The 17,917-nt window shown below is 71.0% G+C and carries 20 protein-coding genes; 15 read left to right on the top strand and 5 right to left on the bottom strand.

Annotated elements, in window-relative coordinates:
- Positions 1–105 precede the first annotated feature (105 nt).
- Genes ftsZ through AC59HU_RS02235 form a run of 4 tightly spaced genes read left to right on the top strand, consistent with a single transcriptional unit; the run spans position 106 to position 2,881 of the window.
- Positions 106–1,323 (top strand): cell division protein FtsZ, encoded by a 1,218-nt coding sequence (ftsZ, locus tag AC59HU_RS02250; RefSeq protein ID WP_497221695.1) that lies wholly within the window; start codon positions 106–108, stop codon positions 1,321–1,323.
- Positions 1,320–2,021, top strand: coding sequence for a YggS family pyridoxal phosphate-dependent enzyme (locus tag AC59HU_RS02245; RefSeq protein ID WP_497221694.1), 702 nt, complete (start codon positions 1,320–1,322; stop codon positions 2,019–2,021). The genes ftsZ and AC59HU_RS02245 overlap by 4 nt, the downstream gene beginning before the upstream one ends.
- Positions 2,022–2,061: 40 nt before the next feature.
- Positions 2,062–2,568: a cell division protein SepF gene (locus tag AC59HU_RS02240; protein ID WP_497221693.1), complete on the top strand. Its 507-nt coding sequence runs from the start codon at positions 2,062–2,064 to the stop codon at positions 2,566–2,568.
- Between the two features lie 7 nt (positions 2,569–2,575).
- The gene (locus AC59HU_RS02235; RefSeq protein WP_497221692.1) at positions 2,576–2,881 is read left to right on the top strand and encodes a YggT family protein; all 306 of its coding nucleotides are present in this window, start codon (positions 2,576–2,578) and stop codon (positions 2,879–2,881) included.
- A gap of 4 nt (positions 2,882–2,885) precedes the next feature.
- Here the strand turns inward: AC59HU_RS02235 and AC59HU_RS02230 are convergent, their stop codons facing one another.
- Positions 2,886–3,893: a cell wall-binding repeat-containing protein gene (locus AC59HU_RS02230; protein WP_497221691.1), complete on the bottom strand. Its 1,008-nt coding sequence runs from the start codon at positions 3,891–3,893 to the stop codon at positions 2,886–2,888.
- Positions 3,894–4,124: 231 nt separating this feature from the next.
- Between AC59HU_RS02230 and AC59HU_RS02225 the strand changes: the two genes are divergently transcribed.
- Genes AC59HU_RS02225 through AC59HU_RS02210 form a run of 4 tightly spaced genes read left to right on the top strand, consistent with a single transcriptional unit; the run spans position 4,125 to position 7,231 of the window.
- Positions 4,125–4,769, top strand: a complete 645-nt coding sequence (locus AC59HU_RS02225) for a DivIVA domain-containing protein (RefSeq protein WP_497221690.1) — start codon at positions 4,125–4,127, stop codon at positions 4,767–4,769.
- Positions 4,759–5,334 (top strand): signal peptidase II, encoded by a 576-nt coding sequence (gene lspA / locus AC59HU_RS02220; protein WP_497221688.1) that lies wholly within the window; start codon positions 4,759–4,761, stop codon positions 5,332–5,334. The genes AC59HU_RS02225 and lspA overlap by 11 nt, the downstream gene beginning before the upstream one ends.
- A 2-nt stretch (positions 5,335–5,336) precedes the next feature.
- Positions 5,337–6,257, top strand: coding sequence for an RluA family pseudouridine synthase (locus tag AC59HU_RS02215; protein WP_497221687.1), 921 nt, complete (start codon positions 5,337–5,339; stop codon positions 6,255–6,257).
- A gap of 59 nt (positions 6,258–6,316) precedes the next feature.
- The gene (locus AC59HU_RS02210; RefSeq protein ID WP_497221686.1) at positions 6,317–7,231 is read left to right on the top strand and encodes an SDR family NAD(P)-dependent oxidoreductase; all 915 of its coding nucleotides are present in this window, start codon (positions 6,317–6,319) and stop codon (positions 7,229–7,231) included.
- 33 nt (positions 7,232–7,264) lie between these two features.
- On the opposite strand, the gene AC59HU_RS02205 is transcribed toward AC59HU_RS02210, so the two are convergent.
- Positions 7,265–8,122 (bottom strand): glycosyltransferase family 2 protein, encoded by an 858-nt coding sequence (locus tag AC59HU_RS02205; protein ID WP_497221685.1) that lies wholly within the window; start codon positions 8,120–8,122, stop codon positions 7,265–7,267.
- Between the two features lie 102 nt (positions 8,123–8,224).
- On the opposite strand from AC59HU_RS02205, the gene AC59HU_RS02200 reads away from it, so the two are divergent.
- The 4 genes from AC59HU_RS02200 to AC59HU_RS02185 all read left to right on the top strand — a co-directional run bounded on the left by AC59HU_RS02200 (position 8,225) and on the right by AC59HU_RS02185 (position 13,524).
- Positions 8,225–10,771 (top strand): glycoside hydrolase family 3 C-terminal domain-containing protein, encoded by a 2,547-nt coding sequence (locus AC59HU_RS02200; RefSeq protein ID WP_497221684.1) that lies wholly within the window; start codon positions 8,225–8,227, stop codon positions 10,769–10,771.
- Positions 10,764–11,258, top strand: coding sequence for a MarR family winged helix-turn-helix transcriptional regulator (locus AC59HU_RS02195; RefSeq protein WP_497221683.1), 495 nt, complete (start codon positions 10,764–10,766; stop codon positions 11,256–11,258). The genes AC59HU_RS02200 and AC59HU_RS02195 overlap by 8 nt, the downstream gene beginning before the upstream one ends.
- Positions 11,259–11,403: 145 nt before the next feature.
- Positions 11,404–12,183: a VOC family protein gene (locus AC59HU_RS02190; RefSeq protein WP_497221682.1), complete on the top strand. Its 780-nt coding sequence runs from the start codon at positions 11,404–11,406 to the stop codon at positions 12,181–12,183.
- Positions 12,184–12,222: 39 nt separating this feature from the next.
- On the top strand, positions 12,223–13,524 hold the full coding sequence (locus AC59HU_RS02185) for an MFS transporter (protein ID WP_497221681.1): 1,302 nt from the start codon (positions 12,223–12,225) through the stop codon (positions 13,522–13,524).
- 88 nt (positions 13,525–13,612) lie between these two features.
- Here the strand turns inward: AC59HU_RS02185 and AC59HU_RS02180 are convergent, their stop codons facing one another.
- Positions 13,613–14,293, bottom strand: a complete 681-nt coding sequence (locus AC59HU_RS02180) for an SDR family NAD(P)-dependent oxidoreductase (RefSeq protein WP_497221680.1) — start codon at positions 14,291–14,293, stop codon at positions 13,613–13,615.
- Between the two features lie 101 nt (positions 14,294–14,394).
- Between AC59HU_RS02180 and AC59HU_RS02175 the strand changes: the two genes are divergently transcribed.
- Positions 14,395–15,288, top strand: a complete 894-nt coding sequence (locus tag AC59HU_RS02175; protein WP_497221678.1) for a helix-turn-helix transcriptional regulator — start codon at positions 14,395–14,397, stop codon at positions 15,286–15,288.
- On the opposite strand, the gene AC59HU_RS02170 is transcribed toward AC59HU_RS02175, so the two are convergent.
- Positions 15,275–15,976 (bottom strand): SDR family oxidoreductase, encoded by a 702-nt coding sequence (locus tag AC59HU_RS02170; RefSeq protein ID WP_497221677.1) that lies wholly within the window; start codon positions 15,974–15,976, stop codon positions 15,275–15,277. The two genes, AC59HU_RS02175 and AC59HU_RS02170, sit on opposite strands and share 14 nt — an antisense overlap.
- A 78-nt stretch (positions 15,977–16,054) precedes the next feature.
- On the opposite strand from AC59HU_RS02170, the gene AC59HU_RS02165 reads away from it, so the two are divergent.
- Positions 16,055–16,501: a winged helix-turn-helix transcriptional regulator gene (locus AC59HU_RS02165; RefSeq protein ID WP_497221675.1), complete on the top strand. Its 447-nt coding sequence runs from the start codon at positions 16,055–16,057 to the stop codon at positions 16,499–16,501.
- Positions 16,502–16,585: 84 nt separating this feature from the next.
- Here the strand turns inward: AC59HU_RS02165 and AC59HU_RS02160 are convergent, their stop codons facing one another.
- The gene (locus tag AC59HU_RS02160) at positions 16,586–17,233 is read right to left on the bottom strand and encodes a 3'-5' exonuclease (RefSeq protein WP_497221674.1); all 648 of its coding nucleotides are present in this window, start codon (positions 17,231–17,233) and stop codon (positions 16,586–16,588) included.
- An 84-nt stretch (positions 17,234–17,317) separates the two neighbouring features.
- Here AC59HU_RS02160 and AC59HU_RS02155 point away from each other — a divergent pair, with 84 nt between their 5' ends.
- Entirely contained in the window at positions 17,318–17,917 is a 600-nt protein-coding gene (locus AC59HU_RS02155) for a 2'-5' RNA ligase family protein (RefSeq protein WP_497221673.1), read from the top strand.

The following is a 17,917-nucleotide window of genomic DNA, read 5'->3' as shown; positions in this document are numbered from 1 at the left end:
CGGGGTCGCGCGGGGCAACCTCGCGTAGCTTCACACCTAGGAAATACATACTCGGAATAACTTTAACTTTCAAGTAGAACTTTAAGGTTCCAGCGGAGGCCGGACGTGACTTCAAACCAGAACTACCTCGCCGTGATCAAGGTCGTCGGCATCGGCGGTGGCGGCGTGAACGCCGTCAACCGCATGATCGAGCTCGGGCTCCGCGGAGTCGAGTTCATCGCGATCAACACCGACGCCCAGGCGCTGCTGATGAGCGACGCCGACGTCAAGCTCGACGTGGGCCGCGAGATCACCCGGGGGCTCGGCGCCGGCGCCGACCCCGAGGTCGGTCGCCGTGCGGCCGAAGACCACGCGGAGGAGATCGAGGAGGCGCTCGCGGGCGCCGACATGGTCTTCGTCACCGCCGGAGAGGGCGGCGGCACCGGTACCGGCGGCGCGCCCGTCGTGGCCCGCATCGCGAAGTCGATCGGCGCACTGACCATCGGTGTCGTCACGAAGCCCTTCGGCTTCGAGGGCAAGCGCCGTGCGGCCCAGGCCGAAGACGGCGTGGCCACCCTGAAGAACGAGGTCGACACCCTCATCGTCGTGCCGAACGACCGCCTGCTGGAGATCAGCGACCGCGGCATCAGCATGCTCGAGGCCTTCTCGACCGCCGACCAGGTGCTGCTCGCCGGCGTGCAGGGCATCACCGACCTGATCACCACCCCTGGCCTGATCAACCTCGACTTCGCCGACGTCAAGTCGGTCATGCAGGGCGCCGGCTCCGCGCTGATGGGCATCGGCTCGAGCCGTGGCGCCGACCGCGCGATCAAGGCGGCCGAGCTCGCGGTCGCCAGCCCGCTGCTCGAGGCCTCGATCGACGGGGCGCACGGCGTGCTCCTGTCGATCCAGGGGGGATCGAACCTCGGCATCTTCGAGATCAACGACGCCGCCAAGCTGGTTCAGGATGCGGTGCACCCCGAGGCCAACATCATCTTCGGTGCCGTCATCGACGACACCCTGGGCGACGAGGTGCGCGTCACGGTCATCGCCGCGGGCTTCGACGGCGGCGAGCCGAACAGCAACACCCCGGCAGCCGTCGACACCCGCCGGGGCAGCTTCGTCGGCAACGCCGAGGAGGTCGACCCGTTCGGCCGCGGGGGAGCGGCCACCGCGACCCTCCGACGCGACCAGAAGCCCGAGGCCGCCGAGGAGCAGGCCGCGCCGAGCTCGCCGGTCTGGCAGAACGCGACCAGTGACCTGGGCCTCACCGGTTCGGTCGCCCTCGACCCCGCGTCCGAGGACGACGACGCCGACCTGGACGTCCCCGACTTCCTGAAGTGAACCCCCCTCTCGACGCCCCACCGGCCGGCCGCGTCGCCTGGATCGAGTCAGAACTCGACCAGGCGGCGCGGGATGCCGGGCGGGAGCGATCGGAGCTGACCCTGATCGCGGTGACGAAGTTCCACGCCGCCGGTCTGGTGCGCGAGCTCCACGCCCTCGGCATCCGGGACTTCGGCGAGAGCCGTCACCAGGAGGCGCGCGAGAAGGCCGCCGAGCTGGCCGACCTCGACCTCACCTGGCACTTCGTCGGGCAGCTGCAGTCGAAGAAGGCGCGACAGGCACGCGAGTACACCGGCGTGCTGCACTCGCTCGACCGGGAGGCGCTGGTCACCGCCCTGGCGGCGCCGGCCGAGGGCGAGGGGCCGCTCGACGCCTTCCTGCAGATCAACCTCACCGAGGATCCCGCCCGCGGGGGAGTGCCGCCCGAGCAGGCGGCCGCCCTGGCCGAGCAGATCGCCCGGACCGCCGCGGAGGGTCTCCGCCTCCGCGGTGTCATGGCCGTCGCGCCGATCGACGAGGAGCCCCGGCGCGCCTTCGCCCGGCTGCGGGCGGTCGGCGAGGAGGTCGCCGCGGTCGTCCCGGGCGCCGTCGAGATCTCGGCCGGCATGACCCAGGACTTCCGGGAGGCCATCGCCGAGGGCGCGACACACCTGCGGATCGGCACCGCAATCACCGGTTTACGGCCTCCGCGCGATTAATCTCGGGGGTACGAAGAAGCAACTGCAACCGGAGGTTCTGATGGCCAACCCACTCCGCAAGACCATGGTGTACCTGGGTCTCGCCGACGAGGAGCTCGAGTACGAGGCTCCCGCGACCCAGGCGCCCGTCGCGCCCGTCCCGCACCCGCAGGCCGCTCCCGCGCCCCAGGCGCCGCAGCAGCAGCCGGCGGCGACCTCGAACCGCGCCCCCGTGACGCCCCTCCGCAAGTCCGCGCACACCCCCAAGAATGTGGCACCTGCTGAAATGAACGAAATCCTCACCGTCCACCCCAAGCAGTACAAGGACGCCCAGGTCATCGCCGAGAACTTCCGCGAGGGGATCCCGGTCATCATGAACCTGTCGCAGATGACGGATGCCGATGCGCGCCGCCTGATCGACTTCGCCGGCGGCCTCTCGCAGGGCCTCTACGGCAAGATCGAGCGCGTCACGAACAAGGTCTTCCTCCTGTCCCCGTCGCACGTCTCCGTCTCCGGCGACAACGGCACCGAGGCACGCGCGGAGTCGTCCTTCTTCGTCCAGTCATAATTAGCGAGTGGGTTCCCTCGTCTCCATCATCGCGACCGTCGTCTATTTTGCTCTCCTGCTGTACTTCTTCCTGATGTGGGGACGCTTCATCCTCGACCTCGTCCGGACGGTCCGCCGCGACTGGCGGCCCTCCGGCGGGGTCCTGGTGCTGGCCGAGGTCACCTACACGGTGACCGACCCGCCGATCCGCTTCTTCCGCCGGATCATCCCTCCGCTCCGCGTCGGCGCGATCGCGCTCGACTTCGGCTGGAGCATTACGATGCTCCTGGTCATCATCGCGATGTCGGTGGCCGGCTTCCTCCGCGCGGTCTGACCCGTCAGCAGGCCTGGAGCCGGAACACGGCGTCGGACAGGGACGCGGTTCCGCCGACCAGGACCACGTGCTTCACTCCCAGGCGATTGAAGTCGTCGAGGACGCCTTCAGGGACGCAACCCGGAGGGACGATGTACAGAGGTGCTCGTTTGGTTGCCGCGAGCACGCTGCCCGTGAGAGCGTCGGGAAAGTTCGCCCCGGACGCTACATAGGCATAGTCCGATGAGCTGAATGTCCTTCTGATGAGCGAGAGCGACGTCGCATACCGGTCAGCTCCGCCGGCTCGGGCCGTAGGCACCCTGACGGCGAGATCGGCTTCGATGCCGCTCGACACGGATGACTGACCTCCGACGACAGTGGCTCGAGCAGCGCTGAAGTTCATGGCCTTCAGCGTGTCGGCGTCGATGGTCGGTTCGTTCCCTCGGACGAGGAGCACCGGATTCCAGCCGAGACCCGCGGCAGCCCCGGCCGACAGGGCATCGGGGAAGTTCGACCCGGTCGCGATGTGGAAATCGTAATTGTCTCGGGGAACCGACAGCTCCGTGAAGACATTGCGACTGACCTCGTATCGATCCGCCCCATCGACTCGGCGGATGGTCGCGCCGGGGACCAGGCTCGCTATGGCGCTCACGACGTCATCGGATACCGACATCCTGCCTCCGATGATCATGACGGCCGTCGGAGAGAGGGCGGCCAGGTGGCTGGCCACGGATGCAGGGATGCGATCCCGGTTGACGATGAGAAGATGCGCACCCCAGGACATCGTCGCCGGGCCCGCCGAAAGGGCGTCCGGGAAGGTCTCACCGGTCGTGATAAACACGACTGGACCCGGCTTCGGAGGCATCTGCTCGGAGATCTTCGCAGCGACTTCATATCGGTCTGCGCCGGAGATCCGCGTGACATCGGATATGGACGTCAACGACGGCCCGGCGTGCGCGGCCGGTGCAGTGGAGGTGACGGTCACCAGGATCAGGGCCGCCGCCCACGCGGCTCGGGGCAGTCGAAATGGCATGAAAGCTCGATTCGTCGGGGAAATTCGATCCCGCCACCTTAGCAGTAGTTGAGGTTTAGTCACTAAAGATGTTCCGCGCTGCTTCGCTCGGGGGCCTGTGGTGTGACCCATGTATCCTGAACGGGTAGAGCCTGGGGCGATATCGTGCCGTTCACGGGACGTTCGTCAGGAATGTTGCTACGGTTAGCAACGCGTTATCCCTGTTTGTCGAAGCAATAAAGGTGGAAAACCATGGCGTTAACTCCGGAAGATGTTGTTAACAAGAGATTTTCTCAGACCAAGTTCCGTGAAGGTTACGACCAGGACGAGGTGGACGACTTCCTCGACGAGGTCGTCGTCGAACTGCGCCGCCTGACGCAGGAGAACGAGGAGCTGAAGGCCAAGCTCGAGGCCGGCGGATCGTCCGAGGCAGCCGCCCCGGCCCCCGTCGTCGTCGAAGAGGCCGTCGTCGAGACGCCGGCTCCGGCGCCCGTCGCCGAGGTGCCCGCGCCCGTCGCCGCCGCTCCCGCCCCGGCCGCCGAGGTCGAGGACGAGTCGGTCTCCACCACGAACCTGCTGCAGCTGGCGCGCCGTCTCCACGACGAGCACGTCAAGGAGGGTGCCGACAAGCGCGACGCCCTCATCGCCGAGGGGCACGCCACCGCGGCCCGCATCGTGGCCGAGGCCGAGACGAAGCAGCGCAACGAGCTGGCCCGCCTCAACCAGGAGAAGGCCGGCATCGAGCACCGCATCGACGAGCTGCGCACCTTCGAGAAGGACTACCGTGCCGGTCTCAAGACCTACATCGAAGACCAGCTCAAGGACCTGACGTCCTCGAGCGTCGACGGCGAGAAGACCCCTTCTCCCACGTCGAGCTTCAGCGGCTTTGGCGGTTAGCGAGAGCTCGAAGGGCCGCCCCCGGGTTCTGATCGTCCTCGCGGTCGTCGCACTCGCGTCGATCGCGATCGATCAGATCACGAAGCTCCTGGTCGTACAGAACCTCGAATTGGGTGAGGTCGTCCCCGTCGTGGGCGACCTCATCCAATTTCGCTTTGTGAAGAACTCGGGCGCCGCCTTCTCGATCGGAAACGCCTACACCTGGATCTTCTCGATCCTCGCCGCCGCCGTCACGGTGTTCATCATCTGGTTCGCGCGGCGCATCCGCTCCTACGCCTGGGCCTGGGTCTTCGGGCTCCTGCTCGGCGGCACGATCGGCAACCTGATCGACCGGCTCTTCAAGGAGCCGGGCTTCGGGGTCGGCCACGTGGTCGACTTCATCACGATCCCGTTGCTGCCGGCGATCTTCAACCTCGCGGACGTGTCGATCACGTTCGCGATGGTGCTGTTCCTCATCCTCACCATCCGGGGCATCGGTCTCGACGGCACCCGGCACGTCTCCGCGCCGAAGCAGGCCGACGGCGAGGCCGGCAGCGCGACCGCCGACGAGCGCGAGCAGGTCTAGTGGTGGAGTCCCGGACCCTGCCGGTGCCCGACGGCCTCGACGGCGCGCGGGTCGACGCCGGCATCGCCAAGCTCCTCGGCTTCTCGCGCACCTTCGCCGCCGAGGTGGTGGAGGCCGGCGGCGTGAGCGTCGACGGCCGCACGGTCGGCAAGTCCGACAAGCTGCGCCGCGACACCTGGCTCGCCGTCGAGTGGTCGCCGCGGGAGGAGCCCACGATCGTCCCGGTCGTGGTGCCGGAGCTCGAGGTGGTCTACGACGACGACAGCATCATCGTGATCGACAAGCCCGTCGGCGTCGCCGCGCATCCCTCGGTCGGCTGGACCGGCCCGACCGTGCTCGGCGCCCTGGCCGGCGCGGGCTACCGCATCGCCACCAGCGGCGCGGCCGAACGCGCGGGCATCGTGCACCGGCTGGATGCGGGCACCAGCGGGCTCATGGTCGTCGCCAAGAGCGAGGCCGCCTACACCTGGCTGAAGCGCGCCTTCCACGACCGCGAGGTCGACAAGATCTACCACGCCCTCGTGCAGGGCCACCCCGACCCGTTCTCGGGCACCATCGACGCCCCGATCGGGCGGCACCCGAAGTCGGACTGGAAGTTCGCGGTCACCGCGGCCGGCAAGCCCTCGGTCACTCACTACGAGACGCTCGAGGCGTTCCGGGCCGCGACCCTGCTCGAGGTGCACCTCGAGACCGGGCGCACGCACCAGATCCGGGTGCACATGGCCGCCCAACGGCACCCCTGCGTCGGCGACACCATGTACGGCGCCGACCCGCAGCTCTCGGCCAGGCTCGGGCTCACCCGGCAGTGGCTGCACGCGATGCGGCTCGGCTTCATCCACCCCGAGACCCGCGAGTACGTCTCGTTCGAGAGCCGGTACCCGGACGACCTCCGGCACGCCCTCGACATCGTCGAGAACGACTGACGCCCGCCCGTCTCGCAACCCCCGCGCGGGTTCGCGGCGGCGGGTGCACGATGGCGTGCATGAGCGACATCAGCGACAAGACCATCGTGATCACCGGCGCCTCGAGCGGATTCGGCCGCGGTGCCGCCCGGGAACTCGCCGCGCGCGGAGCTCGGGTGGTGATCGCGGCCCGGCGCGCCGACCTGCTCGACGAGGTGGTCGCAGAGATCTCCACCGCGGGAGGGGTCGCGCTCGCGGTTCCCACCGACGTGAGCGACCCCGCCGCCGTCGAGCGGCTCGCGGAGGCCGCCGAAGAGCGCTTCGGCGCGATCGACGTCTGGGTCAACAACGTCGGCGTCGGCGCGATCGGCTTCTTCTGGGACATTCCCCTCGAGGCGCATGCGCGCATCATCGACGTGAACCTGAAGGGTCTGATCTACGGCGCCCACGTGGCGCTCACCCGGTTCCGCGCGCAGGGCGGCGGCATCCTGGTCAACGTGGGCTCCGTCGACAGCGAGGTTCCGCTCGCCTACCAGTCCTCGTACGCCGCCTCGAAGGCCGCCGTGCTCAGCCTCGGCCGCTCCGTGAACGAGGAACTGCGTCTCACCGGCGACGACGAGCGGATCTCGGTCGCCACGATCCTGCCCTGGGCCGTCGACACCCCGTGGTGGACGCACGCCGCCAACTACAGCGGTCGGACGCCGCGGATGGCGGCCATGGACGATCCGCAGCTCGTGGTCGACGCGATCGTCGAGGCCTGCAGCGATCCGAGACCGGAACGGCCGGTCGGAGGGAAGGCACGCGCGGCCGACGTCTCGCACCACCTGTTCCCCACCCTCACCGAGCGGCTCTCGGGCCGGGTGGCCGATGCCGAATCGAGGAAGGGCGATCCCGAGCCCCCCACCGACGGCGCGATCCACCAGCCGATGGCCGAGGGCCGGGAGGTCGACGGCGGGGTGCGCGAGCGGATGCGCCGGGAGGATGCGAAGCGGTAGCCCCGCCGTCGCGCGGGTCGTCGGCCCCGGTCGTCAGTCGGCCTGCGGGGAGCGCGGCACGCCGCCCCACTGCTGCGCCGTGCGCTTCTCGCGCAGCCGCCGCTCGACGTGGAGCGCCGGGTAGATGCCGAGGAAGACGGCCATCGGCGCGAGCAGTCGCAGCTCGCGGATGCCGTGGGCCGCGTAGGTGCGCTCGAAGCGCTGCACGTAGTACAGGTAGTCGCGGGGCGAGGAGTCGAGCCGGCGGGCCGACATCCCGACCACCATCGCCGAGACGTACCCGATCTTGAAGCCCTTGAGCGCGAGGTGCACCGCAAGGTCGAGGTCTTCGTGCATCAGGTCTTCACGGTCGGCGCAGACGTCGTCGCGCACCGCGAGCCAGGCGGCCTTGGTGATCGCCATGTTCGTGCCGAACAGGAAGACGTACTTGCCGGCGAGCTTGACCTGCAGCTTCCGGAAGGTGTCGTCAGCGTGGTGGCCGAAGGCCCGCATCGGCATGTCGTAGTACTCCACCGGGCCACTCGCGGCGACGAAGTCTCCGGTCGCGAACGCGCGCTGCACCTGCTCGACCCAGTTGGGCGAGAGTGCGCTGTCGGCGTCGATGCGGCCGATCACGGTGCCGGTCGCGGCGTTGAAGCCCGCGTTGCGGGTCGGCGTGATGCCCTGCTCGGCATCCTGGGTCACCAGCCGGATGTTCGCATCCGGGAAGGCCGCGGCCATCGCCTCGACCGCGGCGGCCGTGCCGTCGGTGGAGCGGTTGTCGACCACGATGATCTCGTGGGCCGGGACGGTCTGCTCGATCGCGGCCACGAGACAGTGCCGGATCCCGGCCTCCTCGTTGTAGGCGGGGATGACGATCGAGACGGTGGGCAGCTCGGAGGAGTCGGTCACGGCATCAGTCTGGCACGCGGCCCCGGCCGTCCGCGGAGCGCGACACCGGCCCGTCGCTCGGACGCGAGCCGATCGGCGCCCGGCCTCCTACGATGAATGGACATGACCGGCATCCGACCCGACGCCCCCGAGGCGGGCCCCGCGCCCGACGGGCTCCTCGCGCAGCTCAGCGACGACGAGAAGATCGCGCTGACGGCGGGAGCCGGCGCGTGGACCACGGTGGCGGTCGAGCGCCTCGGCATCCCCGCCCTCCGGCTCGGCGACGGCCCGCACGGGGTGCGCCGGCCCCATGACGGCTCCGGGATGTCGATGTTCGCCTCGCATCCCGCCACCTGCTTCCCGACCGCCTCCGCGCTCGGGGCCTCCTGGGATCCGGAGCTGGTGCGCGAGGTCGGCGAGGCGCTCGGCCGCGAGGCCGCCGGGCACGGGATCGGCGTGCTCCTCGGCCCCGGTGTCAATCTCAAGCGCACCCCGGTCGGCGGCCGCAACTTCGAGTACTTCTCCGAGGACCCGCTCGTCTCCGGCGCGCTCGGTGCCGCCTGGGTGCAGGGGGTGCAGGGCGTCGGAGTCGGCGCCTCGGTCAAGCACTTCGCGGCCAACAACACCGAGCAGCGCCGGTACGGGGTCGAGTCGGTGGTCGACGACCGGGCCCTCCGCGAGCTGTACCTCGCCTCGTTCGAGCACGTGGTGACGCACGCCCGGCCGGCGACCGTGATGGCGGCCTACAACCGGCTGAACGGGTTCCACTGCACCGAGAACGCCTCGCTCCTGAACGGCATCCTGCGCGAGGAGTGGGGATTCAAGGGCGCGGTGCTCTCGGACTGGGGCGCCTCCTGGGACCGCCGGGCCTCGATCGCCGCGGGCACCGACCTGACCATGCCCGGCCTGGGGCGGCGGGACGGCGCCTACGTACGCGCCGCCCTCGCCGCCGGCACGCTGGGCTGGAACGACGTGGACCGCGCGGTCCGGCGCATCCTCACCCTCGTCGAGGAGCACCGCGGGGTCGAGGACGGCGGCCCCGAACCCGACCTCGACGCCCACCACGAGCTCGCCCGCCGGGCGGCCATAGCCGGCACGGTGCTGCTGAAGAACGACGGAGGAGTGCTGCCGATCACGGCCACCCCCGGGCTGAGGGTCGCCGTGATCGGGGCCTTCGCCGAGGACCCGCGGTTTCAGGGCGCCGGCAGCTCGCACGTCGTGCCGACGCGCGTCGACACCCTGCTCGGAGCTCTGACGGAGGCGCTGCCGGCCCGGTCCGACGGGCCCGCCGTGCTCTACGCCCCGGGCTACGACCGGGAGACCAGTCGCTCGACGGCCGCTCAGGTCGCCGAGGCCGAGGAGGCGGCGGCGGTCGCCGACGTCGCGATCGTGGTGGTGGGCCTTCCCGAGACCTATGAGACCGAGGGCGTGGACCGCACTCACCTCGGCCTGCCCCCGGCGCACGACCGGCTCGTCGAGGCGGTGCGGGCGATGAACCCCCAGACGATCGTCGTGCTGCAGAACGGGGCGCCGGTCGAACTGCCGTGGCTCGACCGGGTGCCCGCCGTGCTCGAGGCGTACCTCGGCGGACAGGCCTCCGGCAGCGCCCTCGCCGACGTGCTGCTGGGCCGGGCCGAACCGGGGGGACGACTGGCCGAGACCTTCCCGGTGCGCTACGCCGATCATCCGGTGGCGAGCCTGCCCAACGGGCCCTCGACCGTGGAGTACCGCGAGAGCCTCTACCTGGGCTACCGGTGGACCGACACGGTGGATGCGGTGGTCGCGTTCCCGTTCGGCCACGGTCTCTCGTACACCCGCTTCGAGTGGACGGACGTCGAGGTGGAGGTGCTCGACGGGCCGGACGGCGCCCCGGCGGTCGAGGTGTCGCTCGTCGTGCGGAACACCGGCAGCCGCCCGGGGAGCGAGGTGGTGCAGGTCTACCTGCACCAGGACGACCCGAGCCTGTTCCGGCCCGCGCACGAGCTGCGCGCGTTCGCCAAGGTCGAGCTGGCGCCGGGGGAGAGCCGGACGGTTCGACTGACCGTCGACGAGAGGGGCTTCCGGGTGTGGGACCAGGCGACCGACGCCTGGCGGATCGAGACCGGGCGGTACGAGGTGCAGGTCGGGCGCTCCTCGCGGGACATCGTGCACCGGCTGCCGGTGGATGTTCCGCACGGCGACCTCGCGGGCGATCCCGCTTCTGGGGGCCACGAGGCCCAGCCCGCCCGGCCCGCCCGTGCCGTCATCCCCGCCTACGATCACCCCTCGGCGACGGCCCGGGTGCCGTTCCCCGCCGCCGACTTCGCGCGACTGCTCGGCCGGGCGATCCCACCGAACCTGCCCGCCCGTGCCGGCCGGTTCACCCTCGACACCGCGGTGCGCGACATGCAGGGCACGCTCGTCGGCCGGCTGCTGTTCCGCCTGATGCGCGCGGTCGCGGTCAAGACGATCGGCGCCCCGCCCGGGGCCGGTGTCGAGCGCGTCGCCGGCGAGGTGGTGGCCCAGCTCGCGTTCCGGATGTTCCCGACCGTCAGCGAGGGCGCCGTCGGCCGGCGAGGCACCCGCCTCCTGCTGCGCCTGGTGAATCTGCTCTCCGGATGGGGTCGATACCATGGAGGGTCCAGGGACCAGGGGCCGACGGCTCCGCACACGGAAGGACGCCATGGCTGAGAAGCTCGACTCCGTCCAGCTCGCGCTGTTCGAGCGGCTGATCGACGTGGGCAAGCTGCTCGAGCGCCGCGCCGACCGGGCGACCCGGGACCACACCGGCATCAAGTACTCGCAGTACGAGGTGCTGATCCGGCTGCGGAACGCCGGCGGAGAACTGCGGATGACGGAGCTCGCCAACAAGCTGGTGAGCACGCCGAGCGGTCTGACCTACCAGGTGGGCCAGCTCGAGAAGGCCGGTCTCGCCGAGCGCGCGCTCGCCCCGGACGACGAACGCGGGGTGCTCGCGCGCATCACGGAGGCGGGCCGGGCGCTGCTGCTCGAGGTCTCGCAGACCCAGAACGACATGATCGTCGACGCCGTGATCGCTCCGCTGGATCAGGAGGACGTGGCCGAGCTGCACCGCATGCTCGGCCGGCTCCAGCTCCACCTCCGCGGCGAGATCACCGGCGGGCTGCTGCCTGATCAGGTCGAGGCCGCCCGGCCCTGACTCGCAGGAGTCCGCCCGCCGCCGCACGGGTCGAGCTCATCGTCGAGTTTTACAAATTCGAAACACTTCGTGCCATCCGCGGTAACATGTCCGGAATAACTTCGAATTTGTAATAATTCGACTGGGCACGTGAAGGAGTTCTCGGATGATCTCGCTCGACCACATCGCCATCTGGTCTGACAACCTGTACCGCACGACCATGGACATCTCGCGCCAGACCGGACTCGGCAGCGCCGACGGGGGCTGGTTCCCCGGCCTCGGTCTCGGCCAGAAGATCATCTCGCTCGGGGGTCACGTCTACCTCGAGGTCGAGAGCATCGTCGACCACCGGATGATCGCCGAGCGACGACCGCTCGCCCTCGAGCTCGAGCGCCAGACCGCCACCGGCGACTGCTTCGCCGGGCTCTGCCTGAGGAGCGACGGCCCCGCGGAGATCGCCGCCTTCGCCCGGCACCGCGGCGTCGAGCCCTCGGCCGAGATCTCGGGCGGAAAGGTGCTGATGGTGCCCGGGCAGAAGCGCGGCAAGGCGCTGCACGCCCCCGACTTCCGCAACTCCTGGCTCCTCGGCCGGCCCAACATCTATCACGTGCCCGAACTCGGGTCGCACTCGAGCCTGCTCGACCCGCAGCCGGGCACCGGCAGCGTCGAGGCGACCGGGGTCACCTCGCTCGAGCTCGGCGGCACCGAGGAGGGTCTGCGCCACTGGCTGGGCGACGCGATCGATCCCGACGCCTGGGGCGTCGACCTGGCCTTCAACGGCGGGCCGGACGGCCTCTACGCCGTCGGCTTCGGCACCACGGACGGGCCGCGCACCATCCGCCTCAACCCGATCACCCTCGCCGCGGACACCGTGTCGGCGTCGGCGCCAGTACCGGACACCGCGTCGGCGACCCGGCCGGCCGAGCTCGCCCCGACCGCCCCCTGACCGCATCCATTCGCCACCTCATCTGCAACGGAGCACATCATGTCGGTAAAAATCAGCACAGGCACCACCCCGGTGCCGACGCAGGCGCGTCGCGCGGCGGTCTCCGGGTTCTTCGGCAGTGCGCTGGAGTACTACGACTTCCTCGTCTACGGCTCGGCGGCGGCCCTGATCTTCGGTCGCCTGTTCTTCCCGGACTCCGGGGCCGCGGCCACCCTGTTCTCGATCGCCACCTTCGGGGTCGCCTACGTGGTGCGGCCGCTCGGCGCGGTGCTCTGGGGGCACATCGGCGACCGGTTCGGCCGCCGGCGGGCGCTCGTGCTCACCATCGCACTGATGGGCGTGGCGACCTTCGCGATCGGCCTCCTGCCGACCTTCGCCGCGATCGGCTGGGCGGCGCCGGCGCTGCTGGTGCTGCTGCGCCTGCTGCAGGGGCTCTCGGCGGGCGGTGAGTCGCCCGGGTCGACCTCGTTGACGGTCGAGCACGCCCCGGTGGGCCGGCGCGGCTTCTTCACCAGCTTCACCATGAGCGGGATGCAGTTCGGTATCGCCCTCGGCAGTCTCGTCTTCATCCCGATCGCGGCCCTGCCCGAGGAGCAGCTGTTCAGCTGGGGCTGGCGCCTGCCGTTCCTGATCAGCGGCGTCTTCACCGTCATCGCCTACCTCCTCCGGCGCCAGCTCGAGGAGACCGAGACCTTCGACGCGCTGAAGTCCGAGGGCGCCCGGGCCAAGCTGCCCATCGTCGAGCTGCTCGCCCACCACTGGCGCACGGTGCTGCGGGTGCTCGCGCTCAGCACGATCAACGTCGTCGGCACGATCTTCAACGTCTTCGCGCTCGCCTACGGGAGTGCGAACGGCATCCCGAGCGCGGTGATGCTGACCGTGGTCTCGATCGCGAACCTCGTCGCGGTGTTCATGGCGCCGGTCGCGGGGCTGCTCTCGGACCGCTTCGGGCGGAAACCGCTGTTCATCGTCGGTTCGCTGGCTTCGAGCGTCTGCTTGGTGCTGCTGTTCCAGGCGATCGACGCGGGGGACATCCCGATGATCTTCGTCGCGGGGATCGTCGGGATCGGCATCTTCTACTGCATCCCGATCACGATCGGCGCGGTCTACTACCCCGAGATGTTCCCCGCCCCTGTGCGCTACACCGGAATGGCCGTCGGCCTCATGCTCGGCATCCTGCTCGCCGGTTTCGCGCCGGCGATCGCCCAGGCCTCCGGTGCCGGTGGCACGAACTGGCTGCCGGCGGTGGCGCTGTGCGGCGGGGTGTCGCTGCTCTCGTCGGTGGTCGCGGTCTTCAGCCCCGAGACGTTCCGCACGAAGCGGGAGGACCTCGGGGTCTAGGGCCCGGGGAGGTCGGTCGCCGTGCGCGACCGGCCTCCGCCCGTTCCGCGTCTGCCCCCCGTCTGCCGCCCGCTCCCGGCCTGCCGCGCTAGAGCGCGATGCGGCCGCGGCGGTCGTGGAACTCGCCCGTGGGGCCGTCGGGACCGACCAGGGCCAGCGCGACCGTCGCATCCGTGCCCTCGGTCACCGTCTGGTGGCCGCCGTGGCCGTTGAAGTCGGTCGCGGTGTACCCCGGGTCGGAGGCGTTGACGCGGAAGCCGGGCAGGTTCTTGGCGTACTGCACGGTCAGCGTGATCACCGCGGCCTTCGAGGCCGCGTAGGGGATCGCGGCGACGGGGAACTCGTCGTGGGCCGGATCCTGCAGGTAGCGGGGGAAACCGACGCCCGAGGCCACGTTGACCACGACGGGGGCTCCGGATGCGCGCAGCAGCGGGAGCGCGGCCTGCGTGACGCGGACGATGCCGAGCACGTTGGTGTCGAGCACCGCCTGCATCGCCTCGGCCGAGAGGTCGTCGACCCCGAAGGACGTGCCGAGCACGCCGGCGTTGTTGACGAGCACGTCGAGGGCGGGTAACGAGGCGACCGCGGCGTCGACGCTCGCCTGGTCGGTGACGTCGAGCTGCACGACCTCGGCGCCGAGCGCGCGGACGGCGTCGGCGGTGGCCGGGTCGCGCACCCCGGCGTAGACGGTGTGGCCGGCCTCGAGCAGGCGGCGGGCGGTTTCGAGACCGAGGCTCTTGTTGGCCCCGGTGATCAGTGTGATGGTCATGGCTCCATGCTCGGCCCGCCGCCCCGGTTCTGCCAGGCACCGCTCTACAGGGGGACCGGGAGTACCAGGGAGACCGGCGCGGCGGAGGGCAGGATGGGAGCATGACCGAATTCGCCAGCGTGCTCCGTTCCTGGCGCGACCGGGTGCGCCCCGCCGACGTGGGGCTGCCGACCGGCGGCGTGCGGCGCACCGGCGGACTCCGGCGGGAGGAGCTCGCGGCGCTCGCCGGGGTGAGCGTGGACTACATCGTGCGCCTGGAGCAGGGCCGGGCCTCGCACCCCTCGCCCCAGCTGCTCGGAGCGCTCGCGATCGCGCTCCGGCTGACGGAGGGGGAGCGCGACCACCTCTTCCGCGTGGCCGGGGTCGCCCCGCCGTCCCGGCGCGTGGTGCCTCAGCACGTGACGCCGGGGGTGCAGCGGATCGTCGACCGGCTCGGCGACGTGCCGTTGGCGGTCTTCACGGCCGCCCACGACATCCTGCTCTGGAACCCGCTCTGGGCCGCGGTCAACGGCGACCCCTCGGCGCACACGGGGCGCGACCGCAACCTGGTCTGGCGGTTCTTCACCTCGGGACACGAGGGCACCGAGTTCGACGCCCGGCACGAGGAGGAGTTCGCGAGCGATCTCGCCGCCGACCTGCGCTCGGCCCTCGGCCGCTACCCCGGCGACGCCGCCCTGGCCGACCTGGTGGCGCGGTTGCGGGCGGAGTCACCGGAGTTCGAGCGACGCTGGGCCGAAGCGAAGGTGGCCGAGCACCGCTCGAGTCGCAAGACCGTGACCGGAACCCCGGTGGGCCCCATCACGGTCGACTGCGACGTGCTCACCGTGCCGGGCGGCGACCTGCGGATCGTGGTCTACACGGTGGAGCCGGGCGGCGAGGACCAGGCGAAGCTCGACCTGCTGCGGGTCACCGGGCTGCAGACGCTGGCGACGGCACCGGAGTCGGCCGCGGAGTCGGCTCCAGCGCCGGCCGGCTCCCGGCTCAGCGACCGCTGAGCTGCGGGTACAGGGCGGCGACCGGGCCGGCGAGGGCCGACTTCACGTCGCGGCTGACCTGGTCGACGAGGACTTCGTCGTGACCGGCGGCCACCGCATCCCAGATCGCGGAGACGACGTCGGCCGGGTCGTTCTTGTCGGCCTCGACCCCGGTGGTCATCGGGGTGTCGGTGTAGCCGAGGTGGGCGCCGAGCACCAGGGTGCCCTGCGGCGCGAGCTCGACCCGGAGCGAGTTCGTGATCGACCACAGCGCGGCCTTCGAGGCGGAGTAGCCGCCCGCGAGCGCGAGCCAGCTCAGCACGGAGTGGACGTCGACCAGGGCGCCGCCGCCCTGCGCGGCGAGCGTGGGGGCGAAGGCCTTCGCGACCCGGAGGGCGCCGAACACGTTCGTGGCGAAGACGCGCTCGACCTCCTCGACCGAGGAGTCCAGGAGCTGTCCCGCTCCGCCGACCCCGGCGTTGTTCACGAGGATCGAGACCCCCGGGGCGGCCGCGACCGCCGCCTGCACGCTGGCCGCGTCGGTCACGTCGAGGGCGAGCGGGCGGACGCGCTCGTCACCCCACTCGCGGGGGGTGCGGGCGGTGGCGTAGACCGTGGCGGCGCCGCGGTCGAGGGCCTGGTGCACGAATTCCGCGCCCAGTCCGCCGTTGGCGCCGGTCACCAGCACAGTCGCTCCGTAGATGTCCATCGTGTGTCTCCTCGTCTGAGTTCGTGATGCGAACCTAGCACACTGACTCTCTTATCCGAACTCAGGTAGGATGACGGGATGCTCGGCATCCTCGGCGGCGACGAACGCTGCCCCATCGCCCGCTCCCTCGACGTGCTCGGGGAGAAGTGGACCCTCATGATCGTGCGCGACGCCCTGGCCGGGACGACCCGGTTCAGCCGCTTCCAGGAGTCGCTCGGCATCCCGCGCGAGGTGCTGACCGCGCGGTTGTCGACCCTGGTGGAGGGCGGCGTGCTCGAGCGCCGCTCCTACAAGCCCGAGGCCGGGCGAGCTCGGGAGGAGTACGTGCTGACCGGCGCGGGCCAGGAGCTGGCGATGGTGCTGCTCGCGCTCGGCGACTGGGCCGACCGCAACCGGCCCTCGTCCGCTCCGGCGGGGATGCGGTTCGTCGACGCCGAGACGGGGGAGCGGCTCGCGCCGGCCGCCCGGGCGGGTGACCGTCTGGTGGCGACCGACCGGATCCAGGCCGAGCCGGCACAGGGCTGACAGAGGGCGGAAGGCGGGCCTCGCTGAAGCGGCGCAGGCCGAGGCGGCGCAGGCCGACACGGCGCGGACTGAGGCGCGCGGCCCTCAGTACCGGAACGCCGGGCGGGAATCTGCGCCGGCCGGAACCCGCTCCCGCGGGTACCACCGCACCCCGCTCGCGGGCAGCGTGCGGTGGGGGAGCGCGGCCGCCCGGTCGAGCTGCTGCGCGAACCCGGAGCGGTCGGCCGAGTTCGCGAGGTAGCACTCGAGCAGCTGCGCGGTCGCCAGGGCGTCGACCGAGGCCCGGTGCGCGCCCTCGAGCGCGATGCCGAAGACCTCGCAGAGGTGCGCGAGCGAGCGCCGCACTCCGGGCAGGTAGCTGCGGGCGAGTCGCTGCGTGCAGAGCGTGACGGGGGCCGCGGCGAACCGGTAACCGATCAGCCCGAGCTCGGCGACCAGGAAGCGCAGGTCGAAACCGGCGTTGTGCGCCACCACGACCCGGCCGCGGAGGAGCTCGACCAGCTCGGGGGCGATCTGCCCGAAGGCCGGCGCGCCCGCCAGGGCCGAGCGCGAGATGCGGTGGATGTCGACCCGGCCGACCGGCCCGTCGACGCCGATCAGCGTGTCCCACCTCCCGGTGACCTCACCGTCCTCGTTCGAATGGACGACCGCGATCTCGAGGGCCCGCGCCCCGTGCGAGGGCGCCAGACCGCTTGTCTCGAAGTCGATCGTGGCGAAACCACGGGTGTTCATGGGGGCTCTTCTCGGTCGGTGCGGATGCATCCACGACGCTAGGCGCACCCTCCGACAGCGCCCGGCCCGGGGCAGACTGGGGGCATGGACGACGCCCGCCCCATCCGGAGCCTCGAGCTGGTGCTCGACGACGCGACGGAGGAGTGGATCCGGCGGCAGTGGACCGCACTCGCCGACGCGGGTCTGTCGAGCCTGGGGTCGCATCCGTCGCCCAGCAACCGACCGCACGTGACGCTGCTGGTGCGGTCGGGCGCGGGACTGCCCCTGGTGACGGCGGAGACGTTCGCCGACCTCCCGCTCCCGCTGCCGCTCGAGCTCGGTGTGCCCCTGCTGTTCGGCGAGGGCGACCGCCGGGTGCTCGTGCGGTCGATCGTGCCGACCCGGGCCCTGCTCGACCTGCACGCGGCCGTGCACGCCACCGTTGCGACCGCGGCTGCGGCCGCGGCTGCGACAGCGACCAAGCCTGCGGCAGAGCCCGTCGCCGGTGTCGGAGGTGACGCACCTCACACCACCCCGGGTGACTGGGTGCCCCACGTCTCCCTCGCGAGGCGGCTGCGGCTCGACACCCTCCCGCAGTCCCTGCGGCTGATCGAGGGCGCGGCCCCGACCCAGGCTGCGGCGGTCGGTCTGCGGCTCTGGGACCAGGCCACCGCCACGGTCACCCCCCTCGTGGGGCCGAGCTGA

This window comes from Herbiconiux sp. 320_LB (assembly GCF_059691755.1).
Note: the sequence above shows the minus strand (reverse complement) of the source record. Positions and strands in the feature narration are given on the sequence as shown.

Bases quoted from the DNA above. Each gene is read 5' to 3' on its own strand.
- AC59HU_RS02200 (WP_497221684.1), top strand. From the start codon at position 8,225: ATGACCGGCATCCGACCCGACGCCCCCGAGGCGGGCCCCGCGCCCGAC.
- AC59HU_RS02165 (WP_497221675.1), top strand. From the start codon at position 16,055: ATGCTCGGCATCCTCGGCGGCGACGAACGCTGCCCCATCGCCCGCTCC.
- AC59HU_RS02180 (WP_497221680.1), bottom strand. From the start codon at position 14,293: ATGACCATCACACTGATCACCGGGGCCAACAAGAGCCTCGGTCTCGAA.
- AC59HU_RS02155 (WP_497221673.1), top strand. From the start codon at position 17,318: ATGGACGACGCCCGCCCCATCCGGAGCCTCGAGCTGGTGCTCGACGAC.
- AC59HU_RS02210 (WP_497221686.1), top strand. From the start codon at position 6,317: ATGAGCGACATCAGCGACAAGACCATCGTGATCACCGGCGCCTCGAGC.
- AC59HU_RS02195 (WP_497221683.1), top strand. From the start codon at position 10,764: ATGGCTGAGAAGCTCGACTCCGTCCAGCTCGCGCTGTTCGAGCGGCTG.
- AC59HU_RS02190 (WP_497221682.1), top strand. From the start codon at position 11,404: ATGATCTCGCTCGACCACATCGCCATCTGGTCTGACAACCTGTACCGC.
- AC59HU_RS02225 (WP_497221690.1), top strand. From the start codon at position 4,125: ATGGCGTTAACTCCGGAAGATGTTGTTAACAAGAGATTTTCTCAGACC.
- AC59HU_RS02175 (WP_497221678.1), top strand. From the start codon at position 14,395: ATGACCGAATTCGCCAGCGTGCTCCGTTCCTGGCGCGACCGGGTGCGC.
- AC59HU_RS02230 (WP_497221691.1), bottom strand. From the start codon at position 3,893: ATGCCATTTCGACTGCCCCGAGCCGCGTGGGCGGCGGCCCTGATCCTG.
- AC59HU_RS02160 (WP_497221674.1), bottom strand. From the start codon at position 17,233: ATGAACACCCGTGGTTTCGCCACGATCGACTTCGAGACAAGCGGTCTG.
- AC59HU_RS02170 (WP_497221677.1), bottom strand. From the start codon at position 15,976: ATGGACATCTACGGAGCGACTGTGCTGGTGACCGGCGCCAACGGCGGA.
- AC59HU_RS02185 (WP_497221681.1), top strand. From the start codon at position 12,223: ATGTCGGTAAAAATCAGCACAGGCACCACCCCGGTGCCGACGCAGGCG.
- AC59HU_RS02240 (WP_497221693.1), top strand. From the start codon at position 2,062: ATGGCCAACCCACTCCGCAAGACCATGGTGTACCTGGGTCTCGCCGAC.